Below are 13,919 nucleotides of genomic sequence, written 5' to 3' on the forward strand. Positions count from 1 at the left end.
AGAGAAACGGAAATTTAGCTGTCCAGCGCGTCTGCGCCGGCAATAATTTCCGAAAGCTCCTGGGTGATTTCAGCCTGACGGGCGTTGTTAAGCAATCGCGTGAACTTCTTGATCAGTTCGCCGGCGTTGTCGCCTGCAGCCTTCATCGCGCGCTGACGTGCAGCAAGCTCCGAGGCTGCGGACTGCAGCTGGGCATTGAACAATCGAGAATCGATGTATCGCGGAAGCAGTGCGTCCAGCACTTCTTCCGGCGATGGCTCAAACTCGTACAGTGGCAAAAGCTCGTCGGTTGGAGTCTCGGAATCATCCTCGACAACCTCCAACGGCAACAGACGGATGACCGTCGGTTCCTGCGTAACCATCGACTTGAACTGGGTGTATACGACGTGGATTTCATCCACGCCACCCTGCTCGTAGTCGGTGGCGAAATCCTCTAGGAGGATATCGCGCAGCTCGCGTGCGGTTTCGAAACGCGGAGAATCGGTATCTCCGGTCCACACTCGCTCATATCCGCGTGAACGGAAATCGAAGTAAGCCTGAGCCTTGCGGCCGACCAAATAGGTCTTGACTTCCTTACCATCCTCACGCAGGAGTTCCACGAGGTGCTCAGCCTGCTTCAGAACGCTGGCGGAGTAGGACCCGGCAAGTCCTCGGTCCGAAGTCATCACCAAAACGGCTGCCCGTCGAACCTGTGCAGGCTCGGTGGTCAGTGGGTGTTCGACATCGGCCTGGGACGCGACGGCGGTTACTGCACGGGTAATCGCATTGGCATACGGCAATGAAGCCGAAACACGCGTACGTGCCTTACCAATGCGGGATGCAGCAATCAGTTCCATCGCCTTGAAGATCTTGGCCATCGACTTAGTCGATCCGATCTTCTGGCGGTAGACCCGAATCTGGGCTCCCATGTGTGTCCTTTCCTTATTCCCTACGCTCGGGGTGTGGCGCCGCTAGCGACGCCGCACCCCAAAACGTGAAGGAAATTGTCAGCGCTTCTGCTTGACGATCTTTTCCTGGTCAACGGACTCGGCATCGAGAGCGTCGTGCTCTTCGTGTCCGGCGGCGACCAACTGGTCATCACCGTCACCGAAGAATCCGGCCTTGAAGTCTACAACCGCAGTCTTCATGGCTTCCAGAGTCTCGTTCTCCAGCTTGCCGGTCTGGCCGATCACGGTCAGTACCTCGGTGCGGTGACGCAGGTAGTCGATGAACTCAGCTTCGAAACGCTGAACATCTTCCACTGGTACATCGTCGAGGTAACCGTTGGTGCCCGACCAGATCGAAACGACCTGATCTTCTACCGGGTACGGGGTGTACTGACCCTGCTTGAGCAGCTCCATCAGGCGTGCACCACGGGTCAGCTGCTGCTTGGAAGCAGCATCCAGGTCCGAAGCGAACATCGCGAAGGCAGCCATGTCGCGGTACTGAGCCAATTCAAGCTTCAAAGTACCGGAAACCTTCTTCATGGCCTTGACCTGTGCCGAACCACCCACGCGGGACACCGAGATGCCCACGTCGACGGCTGGACGCTGGTTAGCGTTGAAGAGGTCCGACTGCAAGAAGATCTGACCATCGGTAATCGAGATTACGTTGGTCGGGATGAACGCGCCTACGTCGTTCGCCTTGGTTTCGATGATTGGAAGACCAGTCATCGAACCTGCGCCGAGCTCGTCCGAAAGCTTGGCACAACGCTCAAGCAGACGGGAGTGTAGGTAGAAGACGTCGCCTGGGTAAGCTTCGCGCCCTGGTGGACGGCGTAGCAACAGCGATACCGCACGGTAAGCTTCAGCCTGCTTGGAAAGATCATCAAAGACGATCAGAACGTGCTTGCCACCGTACATCCAGTGCTGGCCGATGGCCGAGCCTGCGTAAGGTGCCAGGTACTTGAAGCCTGCTGGGTCAGATGCTGGGGACGCCACGATGGTGGTGTATTCCAGTGCACCCTTATCTGCGAGGGTCTGACGAACGGCAGCGATAGTCGATGCCTTCTGTCCGATAGCCACGTAGATGCAGCGAACCTGCTTGGTCTGGTCTCCGGTTTCCCAGTTGGCGCGCTGGTTCAGAATGGTGTCAACCGCAATAGCGGTCTTACCGGTCTGGCGGTCACCAATGATCAGCTGACGCTGGCCACGGCCGATCGGGATCATGGCGTCGATAGCCTTCAGACCGGTCTGCATTGGCTCGTGCACGCTCTTACGCTGAGTCACGCCTGGTGCCTGAAGCTCCAAGGCACGACGGCCTTCGGCTTCAATTGGGCCCAGGTTATCCATTGGCTCACCCAGTGGGTCAACCACGCGGCCCAGGTAGCCGTCGCCGACTGGAACCGAAAGGATCTCGCCGGTGCGCTCGACCTTCTGGCCAGCTTCGATGCCGGTGAAGTCACCAAGCACAACAACACCGATTTCGCGGGTGTCAAGGTTCTGGGCTAGGCCCAGGGTGCCATCAGCGAATTTCAGCAATTCGTTGGCCATGACGGAAGGAAGACCTTCCACCTTGGCGATGCCGTCGCTCGCGGCGACGACGCGTCCCACCTCGGTACGCTCTGCCTTACCCGGTTCGTAGGATGATGCGAACTCGTTTAGGGCATTACGGACGTCGTTGGCATTGATGGTCAAATCGGCCATCTGCAGTCCCTGCTCTCCTAAATTGTGATTCGTATCTGAAAAGAAATGATACGAATCGAATGTGAATGAAGTCTGTTGTGGTCCTGGTAGCTAGGACATCGGATTCGGGATTACTCCCGGTTCCAATGCGTCCTAGCTAACCAGGGCGCGGCGCAAGTCGGCCACGCGTGATGCCACGGAAGCGTCGACAACTTCGTCGCCAACCTTGACCACCAGTCCACCGACCAGCGATGGGTCGGTGGTGGCGTTGAGCTTAAGCTGACGACCGTAAAGCTTGTTCAGGCTGGTTTCCAGACGCGATAGCTGAGTCTCGGAGAGCTGCACAGTGCTGGTCACCGAAGCGATCCAACGCTGCTGGCGCTTGGCCACTAGCTCAACAAAACGTGCAATCAAAGCTGCTGGCTTCAAACCACGAGGGTTTGAAACAGCCTGGGAGATCAAAACCTGTGCGGTCTGCGAAGCGTTCGGCACGAGCTTCAGCGCCAGTGCACGCTTAGCCTCGTCTGGGGCCTGGGCATCATCCAACGCACGCTGTAGTTCGTGGTTTGAACGAACTACCTCGATGAAGGAGAACAGATCCTGCTCCAGCTTGTTCAGCCCAGAAACGCCGTCCTGCTGCTCGGCTACCGCGGAGACCGCGGTAACTGCCAGCGTTTCGAGCGCATCGCTAATGTCGCGTTCCGAGCTCCAGCGGGTGGAAGCCAACTGTGCAACGGTGGCCTCGGCATCAGCCGAGACCTTTCCGCGCAACAGCTGCGCCAGAAGGCCTGCCTTATCGGCAACTTCACGGGCTGGATCAGTCATTGCGCGGCGAAGACCGGCATTTGCATCCAGTACTTCCAGGACCGCGAACAGTTCCTTTGGCAGATCAATAGATGCCTGTGCCAGCTTGGGTTCTAAAAACTCCAAAGCCTTTGCTAGTGACTCGCTCGATACACTTGCCATTAGTTCGATGCACCTGCGTTCTGCTGAGCTTCTAAATCGGTCAGGAACTGATCAACCACGCGCTGTGCACGGGCGTCGTCCTTGAGAGCTTCGTCGACTACCTTGCTTGCAAGCTCGGTAGCCAATACGCCCACGTCGGTGCGGAGCGAAGTCAGAGCAGCAACGCGCTCTGCTTCAATCTGACGGTGCGACTGCTCGGTGATACGAGTAGCCTCATCGGTTGCTTTGGTCTTCAGATCTGCAAGGATCTGAGCGCCTTCGCTACGAGCTTCCTCACGGATGCGGTTAGCTTCCGTGCGGGCTTCGAGAAGCTGAGCCTTGTACAGTGCCAAGGTCTCTTCTGCTTCTTTCTGCGCTGCTTCAGCCTTCTCCAGGCCACCTTCGATCGCGGTGACGCGATCTTCATAGGACTGCTCGAACTTCGGAGCAATTACCTTGATGACGATGAACAGAAGGACCGCGAAACCAACACCCGTGACGAGAATCTCCCACGGGTTCGGCAACAACGGGTTAACCGATTCGCTCGCAGCGAGGATGAAATCAGTGCTGTTCATTCTCACTATTCCTTATCTACTAGTTTCCGCTTTGTGTGTACGCCTCGCGATAGTGGCGAGGCCACTACAAGTTGCGAAAAGACTAGGCGCCGACGACGAAGGCGAAGACCAAGCCCAAAATTGCAAGTGCTTCAGCAAGTGCGAAGCCAAGCATTGCGATTGGCTGCAGGATGCGCTGTGCTTCTGGCTGACGTGCAACACCATTGATGTAGGCAGCGAAGATCATGCCAACGCCGATAGCCGAACCAATTGCAGCCAGGCCGTAGCCGATCATATTCAGGGAGCCATGCAACATGTGATTATGTTCCTTTCAAGATACCGGGCTTTTGCCGGTAGGTTGTGAGGTATTCCTTGAGCGATTCAAGGAAGATCTTTAGTGGGTGGAAGAAGTGTTGGCCTTAGTGGGCGTCGGCTTCAATTGCACCCTGGAGGTAGATCGCGGTCAGCAGGGTGAATACAAAGGCCTGCAGGACCATGATCAGAAGTTCCAGGAAGTACATTGCGACCGATCCGAGGATGACCAAGACGCCAAGACCATTCATAGCCAAGGAATCCTGAACAACAATCAGGTGACGAGCGCCGGCAGCAGCCAGCATCACGATGATGTGACCGGACAGCATCGTTGCCATCAAACGCAATGAGTGCGTCATCGGGCGGACGATGAAGTTAGAGATGATTTCCAAAGGAATCATCAGTGGCATGATCCAGCCCGGAACACCGGACGGAACGACTGCCAATTTGAAGTAGCGAATACCATGGTTTTTCAAACCTACGGCAATCCAGGTGCCGTAGATGATGATGGCCATCGCATATGCAGAACCAGCGTGTGAGAACGATGGAATCTGCAGGAATGGGATTGCTCCGAAGAGGTTATTCAGCAGGACGAAGAAGAAGGTCGCGAACAGCAGAGGAATCCAAGGACGGAAGTTCTTCTCACCAATGATGTCGCGGCCAATTCCGTTACGCACGAAAGCGTAGCCGGACTCGGCGAGGTACTGCGTCTTGCTTGGAACCAGCTTCGGGTTCTTGATGGCCTTGGTGAAGAACCAAGTAATGAGCACGATCGAAAGAACGATCATGACCATCTGCTTGCCGAAACCGGTTCCGTACTCAGCGAACCACGGGAAAATTTCCGGGAGGTGAGTATCGGATACGGATGGCGGAATAAATCCGCCTTCTTCTGAGGCCATTGGGAGCGCAAACGCGAACAACGCGCTGTCCTCTCTGCAGTAACGGTCACGGGCAAAAGGCGGTGACTGGCGGTAACTGCCTCTCACCGTGTGAAGAAAAAATCAAACGGGTTACATCAGAGTTTTTGCGTAACGCATCGACGCTGATGAAGTGCCATCCTTAGGTTGCCCCAAGGATGCCAGTCATAGACGGCCGATCGCCGTAAAGCAACCCACCAAAAATGACCCGTAGTAAGCTTATCAAACTCACAGCTCGCCCCAGACCTAAAGGTCGGCGGCAGTATGTCTATGCTTCGTTGTAGATGGCAAGTCGTGTCTTCATAAAGGCACGAATCTCACCGGTCTGCCAGGCAACGAGGCTGACTGCAGCTGCAAGCACGAATCCCTGTCGATTAACCCAGTCAGGTAATCCCAGGTTCAACAGCAAGAAGGCAATACCAAATACCTTGATGACGAAAGTTCCCAGAAACGCGGGCATGGCCCACGTGCTGCGGAATCGTCCGGCGGCCTCAGCAATCAAAATGCTGACGGCGAAAAAGCCGATCACTAACCCGGAAGCTAAAGCCCCGGACAGTGCATATCGCAAATCTGCAATCAACCACGAAATCAGGAAAAATGCGGCCGCTGCGATCAACGAGTACAGCATGGAGATACCAAGAATTGGTAGCCAGATGGATTTCGGAGCGGCAGAGACGACAACGCGAGCCGAATGTGAATTCATGCCCGCACTCTCCCTCTAGTTCGCTGTCAAAGATCTATCTGCAACCGAATGATGCTGATGAAACTCATTACCCCCGCGCAGTATAAAACCACTTGGGAGATGATCCGTAATGAATTCTACACGAGATAGAAACTGATTGCTTGGGAATTACTTGCCAAGCTTGCGTCGCAGATTCACAAAACGAACCGATACCAACGGCCACCAGGTCAGCAAAGCGGCGCCGATGACCAGAATTACAATGATCGGGATCAACACGGCGAGCGGGATGAACGCGATCGAAACCACCGTGGCGGCCACCAAGGCGGCCCAAACATAGAGCAACACCACACTTTTACGTACCGAGTGGCCTTGAGAAAGCATCCGGTGGTGGATGTGCTTAGAGTCAGGTGAGAACGGTGAGCGTTTGTTCAGTAGCCGGCGCACTACGGACAAGCTCAGATCGAGCACTGGCAAGAAGACGATCACCATCGGTAAGACCATCGGCATATAGGCCGGAACGTTGCGGAAGCGGTGCGCGTCCAAACCCTGCACGTCCCCGGTCACGGCAATTGCAGAGACCGACAGGACCAACCCGATGGTCAGTACTCCGGTCTCCCCCATGAAAATATTCGCGGGGTTAAAATTATGTGGCAAGAATCCCAAACACGCGCCGAGTAACAATGCGCAAAGAAGCGCACCAACATTGGCGTAGTCATCCGCGCTTACATGGGTAGCCAAGATGTAGGAGTAAATAAAGAAGGTAGCCGCGCCGATGGCTGCGAGCCCGGCTGCGAGCCCGTCGAGCCCATCGGAGAAGTTGATCGCGTTCATGGTCAGCACGACCAGGAATACCGTGAGCGCACCTTGTACCCACGGTTCTTCGATCCGCCAAGTACCCACCGGTAAGGAGCGGATTACCAGCCCATGGGTGGCGATCACGATGCCGATCACCACCTGGCCGGCGGCCTTGTAGTACCAACGCAGATCTCCTACATCGTCCCAGAGACCGAGCACGGCGATCAGGATCAGTGCGATCCCCACCCCGCGCAACGGGTCCGAATTCTCAAACACTCCGGAGAAGAAACTTAGTTGGCTGGCCAGCCACAGTCCCGCGCCGAAGGCGATCATGATGCCCAGGCCACCAAATTTGACGATCGGAACCTGGTGTTGGTCGCGTTCGCGCACCAGTTGTCCGCGGATAAAGCGTTCTCCCACCGACCGAATGATCGGGGTGAGCAAAAATGAGGTCGCGAAGCTAAACGCGATCAGTACGACGTAGCTTCTCATACGTCCTGATTCGGCGTGTCAGGTTTCGCGGGGAGAATATTGGGGACAACCACGCGCAGCTCATCGATGTCGATCGCTCCTGCGCGCACGATGACCAGGGTGTCCCCGGTGGCATCAACGATGGTCGAAGGCAGGGTGGTTTCCGCCTCGTCGGTGGCGCGCGATCCCCCGTCGAGGTACACCTCAACGCTGTCACCGAGCTGGGCGATGGCTTCTTCTACGGTGGTGGCCGCCGGCTGCCCGGTGCGGTTCGCCGAGGAGACCGCCAGCGGTCCGGTGGCGCGCAAAAGTTCCAGCGCGATTTCATCGTTCGGTACACGCAGCGCGACGGTGCCGCGGGTCTCCCCCAGATCCCAGGTCAGCGAGGGCTGAGCGGGCAGGATCAGGGTCAGCGCACCGGGCCAGAAAGCGTCGGCAAGTTTACGCGCGTCATCGGGAATGTCGCGGGCCAACCCATCCATGGTGGCGACCTGTGCGATCAGCACCGGAGGTGGCATATTTCGTGAGCGTCCCTTGGCCGCCATCAGCATCGCTACCCCCTGTGGGCTGAACGCGTCGGCGCCGATCCCGTACACGGTATCGGTGGGCAGCACGATGCAACGCTTTTCACCTAGGGTGGCTTTTGCTGCGGCGATCGCTGCCTCGCGCTGTGCTTCGGTGCTAACCAAGTATGTTGTGCTCACGGGTTTATTCTTTCATGCGTTGAACGGTTATTAGGTCAGCGGGGCCAGGGCGCTGGTGGCTCGCGGACGACCGCTGAGGTCAAGATGTCCGGTAACCTGTGTGAATCCAAGTTCGATCAGCATCGCCGCGGCGCTTGCTGCTTGCACCTCGGCGTGTTCCATCACGTACAGTCCCCCACCGCGCAACAGGCGTTTGGCCTCTGCGGAAACCAACCGTGGGATCTGCAATCCGTCCTCGCCCAGACCGTAGAGCGCCATCTGCGGGTCATGCTCGCGGACCTCTTGTTCGCGTGGCACCGCATGAGGCGGAATGTAGGGCGGGTTGGAGATCACCAGGTCGATGCTGCCGTGCAGTTGTGCCGGTAGCGCCGAGGCGTCTTGATGCAGCACGCTCACCCCGTAGGGTTCACAATTTGCCCGGGTGTAGCCGATGGCCTCGTCGGATAACTCCACCGCCCACACCTGCGCGGAATCAAGTTCTGTGGCCAACGCCGCGGCGATCGCCCCGGAACCCGAACATAAATCTACACAGCGTGAACCTTGTACATCGCCGATGAAATCCAGTCCGACCTGCACCACGGTTTCGGTTTCTGGACGCGGTGAGAAGACCCCGGGGCCAACTTTCAGCGTCAGGTAGCGAAAATACGCTTCACCGGTCAGGTGTTGCAACGGAATACGCTGCGCCCGCCGATTCACAAGGTCCAGATATTGTGCGTGCTGCTTTTCGGTGAGGCTCTCCCCACGCAGTTCGCGCAGTTTGAGCTCGGAGCGGCTATCGCCGGTCACAAAACTCAGTAACAGCTCCGCGTCAACACCCGGCGAGGGTACCGCCGCTTCGCGAAGTTGCGCTGCGGCGGTACGCCGGGAGGTATTCAGTTGCTCCACGAGAATTCGCTGGCGCTTACTGCTCGCCCAGCGCTGCCAGGCGCTCTTCTTCATCCATCTGGATGCAGGATACGATCACCGGCTCCAATTCGCCGTCCATCACGGCGTCAAGGTTGTAGGCTTTGTAGCCGGTGCGGTGGTCGGCGATGCGGTTTTCCGGGTAGTTGTAGGTACGGATGCGCTCGGAACGGTCCATGGTGCGGATCTGGCTGGCACGCACAGCCGAGTTTTCCGCGTCGATAATCGACTGCTGGTGGGCCAGCAGGCGCGAGCGAAGCACACGCATCGCCGCTTCACGGTTCTGGATCTGCGACTTTTCGTTCTGCATGGCGACCACGATGCCGGTAGGCAGGTGAGTCAGGCGCACCGCGGAGTCGGTGGTGTTCACGCTCTGCCCGCCGGGGCCCGAGGAACGGTACACGTCGACCTTCAGGTCGTTCGCGTGGATGTCGACCTCTTCGGGCTCGTCGACCTCGGGAAGTACCAGCACGCCGGCGGCCGAGGTGTGGATACGGCCCTGGGACTCGGTCTGCGGCACGCGCTGCACGCGGTGCACGCCACCCTCAAACTTCAGCTGCGCGTAGACGCCTTCGGCCGGATCATTGGACTTACCCTTGATCGCCACCTGGGCGTCCTTGTAGCCGCCGAGGTCCGACTCGTTGAAGGAGATCATCTCCACCTTCCAGCCCTTGTGCTCGGCGAAGCGGGTGTACATGCGCAGCAGGTCCGCGGCGAATAGTGCCGCCTCGTCGCCGCCTTCGCCGCCCTTAACCTCAAGGATCACGTCGCGTGCGTCGTTAGGGTCGCGTGGGATCAGCAGGCGGCGAAGCTTTTCTTCCAGCTCCGGCAAGGTCACCTGCAGGCTCGCGACCTCCTCGGCGAAATCCGGGTCCTCGTCGGCCATTTCCTGGGCGGTTTCCAGATCTTCGGTCGCCGTCTTCCAGCGGTTATATGCGTCGACGATACCGTTGAGCTGCGCCGAGCGTCGGCCGAGCTTGCGGGCCTTAGCCTGGTCGGCGTAAACCGCTGGGTCTGAGAGCTCCGCCTGAATCGCGGCGTGCTCCTGAAGTAGCGTCTTGACGGATTCAAACATAATCGCTGTTCTTCCTGTTCTGCGGTGCCCGGCTCACGGATCGTGTGTCGCGGACTCTAAGTCAAAGTCTAAGTGGTGTGACGCGCCGATGGCGTCCAGGCGGTCGGCGTGAATGCCAACTGCCTGAACGCCATGGCGGTCAGCGGTGCTAATCCTTGGTAGGGGTGGTCTTGTTGACCAACATCAAGAATTCAGCGTTCGATCCGGTCTCGCGGATCTTTCCGGTGAGTACTTCCAGTGCCTGCTGTGGTTCGATGCCCGAGAGCATCCGGCGCAGACGCCACATGATGCGCACCTCTTCGGCGCTCATCAGCTGCTCTTCACGGCGGGTGCTCGACTCGTTGACGTCGACCGCTGGGAAGATGCGCTTGTCGGCGAGCTTGCGCGAGAGGCGTAGCTCCATGTTGCCGGTGCCCTTGAACTCCTCGAAGATGACCTCGTCCATCTTGGACCCGGTCTCCACCAGCGCGGTGGCAAGGATGGTCAGCGAGCCACCGTTTTCGATATTACGTGCGGCACCGAAGAAACGCTTCGGTGGGTACAGCGCGGCCGAATCCACACCACCGGACAGGATACGTCCGGAGGCAGGGGCAGCCAGGTTGTAGGCACGGCCCAGACGGGTCATCGAGTCCAGCAAGACCACGACGTCCATGCCCATTTCCACCAGGCGCTTGGCACGCTCGATGGCGAGCTCCGCGACGGTGGTGTGGTCATCGGCCGGACGATCGAAGGTGGAGGCAATAACCTCACCCTTGACGGTGCGCTGCATGTCGGTGACTTCCTCGGGACGTTCGTCCACGAGCACCATCATCAGGTGTACCTCTGGGTTGTTGACCGTGATCGCGTTCGCGATAGCCTGCAAGATCATCGTCTTACCGGCCTTCGGAGGCGAAACGATCAGACCGCGCTGGCCCTTACCGATCGGAGCGACCAGGTCGATCACACGTGGGCCGACCAGCTTCGGATCGGTTTCCAGGCGCAGGCGCTCGGTTGGGTACAGCGGAACGAGCTTGTTGAACTCGACGCGTTCCATGTTGTCTTCAGGCTTTTTGCCGTTCACCGAGGTCAACTGCACTAGGGCGTTGAACTTCTGGCGTGGGTTTGGAGTTTCACCATCGCGCGGAGCACGTACGGCACCGACGATCGCATCACCCTTGCGCAGGTTGTACTTCTTCACCTGGCCCAGGGTCACGTAGATATCGTTGGTCCCTGGCAGGTAGCCGGAGGTGCGCACGAATGCGTAGTTCTCCAGCACGTCCAGGATGCCTGCCACCGGCAACAAGACATCGTCTTCGCTCAGCTGTGGCTCGTCGAGGTCATCACGGCGGTTGCGACGGTTGCGGTTATTGCGATCGTTACGGTCGTTGCGGTCGTTGCGATCCCCACGATCATTACGATCGTTGCGGTCGTTACGGTTGCGTTCGCGACGGTTGCGGTTACGCTCGGTGCGCTCGGCATTACGGTCGTTGCGATCGTTGCGATCGTTGGAGCGATCCTCGGAATCCTGGCCGCCCTGCTCGTCGTTACGATCGTTGCTGCGCTCGTTACGGTCATTACGATCGTTAGTGCGCTCGTTGCGCTCATTACGGTCGTTGTTGCGATCGTTGTTACGCTCGCGACGCTCGTTGGAGCGCTCACGGCGATCGTTACGATCGTTGGTGCGATCCTCGGAATCCTGACCGCTCTGCTCGTCGTTACGCTCCGCATTACGATCGGCATTGCGATCGTTGTTGCGGTCGTTATTACGCTCACGACGCTCGTTGGAACGCTCACGGCGATCATTACGATCGTTGGTGCGATCCTCGGAATCCTGACCGGCCTGCTCGTCGTTACGCTCAGCATTACGATCGGCATTACGATCGTTGTTGCGGTCGTTATTACGCTCACGACGGTTCGAGTTGCGATCGCGACGGTTGCCACGTTCGCGACGCTCATCGCGTGCCTCGCCGGACTGTTCGGTCTCGGCAGCACCGTTCGATGCACCCTGCTCAGCTGGGGCTTGCGCCTCCGAGCCGGTGTTTTCGTTGGTTTCTGGCTGCTCAACCTTGGCGCGTGAATTACGACGCTGACGGGTAGCGCGAACCGGCTCGGCGTCCGCCTGCGGCGCCTGCTCGGTCTGCTGTGCCTGAGGTGCCTGAGCGGTTTCGGTGTTTTCCACCGCTGCCGGAGCGTTGATCTTGCCCGAATCGGTTACGCGGCGCGAGGTGCGACGTGCGCGAACAGGCTTTTCGGCCTGCTCAGCGGCTGGCGCCGGTGCCTCGGTCGCGGCAACGTTCTCGGTTGCTACCGGTGCTTCGGCTGCCTTCGGTGCACGACGACCGCGGGTGGCCTTAGCCGGTGCCTTGGTCTCGGACTTCGCTGGGGCCTGTGCGGAATCGCTTTGCTGGGCGGCAGGTGCCGAAGCGGTTTTAGCCGATTCTTTCGCTGCGTCCTTTGCGGCGATGGAACCGCCACGCTGATGATCGCCAATGGACTTCACCAGGTCGGCTTTGCGCATGCGCGAGCCGCCGGTGATGCCGAGCTGGGAGGCCAGCTGCTGGAGCTGGGTCATCTTCAAAGAGGCCAGGCCGGCGCTCTTGGTTTCGGAAGTCTTGGTGTCCACGCCTTCGTTGAGGCTTGTGGTTTCGGTCACGAAAGTTCCTTCTGACTCGTAGGATGGGCTGGTTCAAACAAACCCACTGTGCCGTTTATATGAGGTGCCACCGCCGGTAAACAGTGGTTGTGACACCGTCCACGCCGCTCACGGCACATAGAATGCCTGAGGCGAACACTGGACTTAATGGGTAGATACCTCCGGGCACAAGCGTGCACAAAAATGGGGTATCAAGGGTGCTGTGAACTGCAGAAAAGATCCGGAAGGGCTGGACGAAGAGAAGTGCGGAACCCGCGTTTCCTCCGGTCAACACTGGCCAAGTGGATTCGCTACAGCGCAGCGCGCTTAGCAATCCGGTCTGCCTTGAGTGTTACAGCACTTCTACTGTAACACCGTTCGATGCCAACGCAGGCACTTTGATGTCCCAATCCACCGAAGAAGTTGTGGCGAAGGACTCGATCACCGCGCGTGCGGCCTGCACCCCGGCCTCATCGGCGACCAAGGTCAGCACCGTCGGCCCGGCACCAGAAATCACCGCAGCCAAGGAGTTTTCACGCAAAGCCGCCAGCAGTGCGGCGCTTTGTGGCATCGCCACCGCCCGGTAATCCTGGTGCAGGTAGTCACGGGTGCCGGCCAAAAGCACCGCCGGGTCATTGCTCAGCGCGTGAATCAGCAAGGCGGCACTGGCAGAGTTTGCGGCGGCCTGTGCATGGTCGATCTGTGCCGGCAACACCCCACGCGCGGCCTCGGTAGACAACCCGTTGGAGGGCACCGCGAGCACCGCACGCACCGCCCGATGCAACGGAACCTGCACGGAACTAAAACTTCCGTCGGTGTTGGTGGTGGAAATACTCAATCCCCCGAACACCGCCGGCGCCACATTATCCGGGTGGCCTTCCCAGGCGGCGGCGGCCTGGAAAATCGCGTCAATCCCACCTTGAGCGCCGGCCGGTAGCAGCGCGTCGGCGGCGGCAAAAGCGGCGACGATCGCAGCGGCGGAGGAACCCATACCGCGGGCATGAGCAATATTGTTCTCCGCGTGCAGTTCAATACCCACCGGCGCAAAACCGCGCGCCTTCCAGTAATTATGGATCTGCGCGATGATCAGGTGCGATTCATCGGTAGGCAAGGAGTCCGCGCCCTCACCGTGGAGCGTGACACTGCTGCGCTCCGCGGTGCGAATGGTAAGCCTGTCGCGGTATTCCAGGGCCAGACCTAGCGAGTCAAAACCCGGTCCGAGGTTTGCACTGGTGGCCGGTGGGGCCACGATGATCTGCTGGCCCAGGGCGATCTGCTGCGTCATGATTCCTTCGAGGTTCGCGCGCTAGCGCTGGAGAGAAAAGCCGGTGATAGTACTCGGCCCGC

Annotated in this window: 13 protein-coding genes; all 13 read right to left on the reverse strand. The window is 58.7% G+C overall.

Features of this window, described 5'->3' with window-relative positions; genetic code table 11:
- Positions 1–14 precede the first annotated feature (14 nt).
- The 13 genes from CQ011_RS16465 to thrB all read right to left on the reverse strand — a co-directional run bounded on the left by CQ011_RS16465 (position 15) and on the right by thrB (position 13,857).
- Positions 15–908, reverse strand: coding sequence for a F0F1 ATP synthase subunit gamma (locus CQ011_RS16465; protein WP_096256444.1), 894 nt, complete (start codon positions 906–908; stop codon positions 15–17).
- A 78-nt stretch (positions 909–986) separates the two neighbouring features.
- Positions 987–2,624 (reverse strand): F0F1 ATP synthase subunit alpha, encoded by a 1,638-nt coding sequence (gene atpA, locus CQ011_RS16470; RefSeq protein WP_105678800.1) that lies wholly within the window; start codon positions 2,622–2,624, stop codon positions 987–989.
- A 132-nt stretch (positions 2,625–2,756) separates the two neighbouring features.
- Entirely contained in the window at positions 2,757–3,569 is an 813-nt protein-coding gene (locus CQ011_RS16475; protein ID WP_105678801.1) for a F0F1 ATP synthase subunit delta, read from the reverse strand.
- Positions 3,569–4,123 (reverse strand): F0F1 ATP synthase subunit B, encoded by a 555-nt coding sequence (locus tag CQ011_RS16480; RefSeq protein WP_096256441.1) that lies wholly within the window; start codon positions 4,121–4,123, stop codon positions 3,569–3,571. Before CQ011_RS16480 ends, CQ011_RS16475 begins: the two co-directional genes overlap by 1 nt.
- Before the next feature lie 82 nt (positions 4,124–4,205).
- Positions 4,206–4,418 (reverse strand): ATP synthase subunit C-like protein, encoded by a 213-nt coding sequence (locus CQ011_RS16485; protein WP_096256440.1) that lies wholly within the window; start codon positions 4,416–4,418, stop codon positions 4,206–4,208.
- Positions 4,419–4,521: 103 nt separating this feature from the next.
- Positions 4,522–5,313: a F0F1 ATP synthase subunit A gene (gene atpB / locus CQ011_RS16490; RefSeq protein ID WP_105678888.1), complete on the reverse strand. Its 792-nt coding sequence runs from the start codon at positions 5,311–5,313 to the stop codon at positions 4,522–4,524.
- Positions 5,314–5,599: 286 nt separating this feature from the next.
- Positions 5,600–6,034 carry a hypothetical protein gene (locus CQ011_RS16495; protein ID WP_105678802.1) on the reverse strand — a complete coding sequence of 145 codons (435 nt, stop codon included), beginning with the start codon at positions 6,032–6,034 and terminating at the stop codon, positions 5,600–5,602.
- 147 nt (positions 6,035–6,181) lie between these two features.
- Positions 6,182–7,300, reverse strand: a complete 1,119-nt coding sequence (locus tag CQ011_RS16500) for an MraY family glycosyltransferase (RefSeq protein WP_105678803.1) — start codon at positions 7,298–7,300, stop codon at positions 6,182–6,184.
- On the reverse strand, positions 7,297–7,983 hold the full coding sequence (locus CQ011_RS16505) for an L-threonylcarbamoyladenylate synthase (RefSeq protein ID WP_105678804.1): 687 nt from the start codon (positions 7,981–7,983) through the stop codon (positions 7,297–7,299). Before CQ011_RS16505 ends, CQ011_RS16500 begins: the two co-directional genes overlap by 4 nt.
- Before the next feature lie 30 nt (positions 7,984–8,013).
- On the reverse strand, positions 8,014–8,922 hold the full coding sequence (gene prmC, locus CQ011_RS16510) for a peptide chain release factor N(5)-glutamine methyltransferase (RefSeq protein WP_181148170.1): 909 nt from the start codon (positions 8,920–8,922) through the stop codon (positions 8,014–8,016).
- Entirely contained in the window at positions 8,885–9,961 is a 1,077-nt protein-coding gene (prfA, locus tag CQ011_RS16515; protein ID WP_105678805.1) for a peptide chain release factor 1, read from the reverse strand. Before prfA ends, prmC begins: the two co-directional genes overlap by 38 nt.
- 148 nt (positions 9,962–10,109) lie before the next feature.
- Positions 10,110–12,593: a transcription termination factor Rho gene (gene rho / locus CQ011_RS16520; protein WP_105678806.1), complete on the reverse strand. Its 2,484-nt coding sequence runs from the start codon at positions 12,591–12,593 to the stop codon at positions 10,110–10,112.
- Positions 12,594–12,924: 331 nt separating this feature from the next.
- A complete protein-coding gene (thrB, locus tag CQ011_RS16525; RefSeq protein ID WP_105678807.1) occupies positions 12,925–13,857 on the reverse strand; it encodes a homoserine kinase in 933 nt (310 codons plus the stop codon).
- Positions 13,858–13,919 lie beyond the last annotated feature (62 nt).

The organism is Arthrobacter sp. MYb213, assembly GCF_002979915.1.
Classification (GTDB): domain Bacteria; phylum Actinomycetota; class Actinomycetes; order Actinomycetales; family Micrococcaceae; genus Glutamicibacter.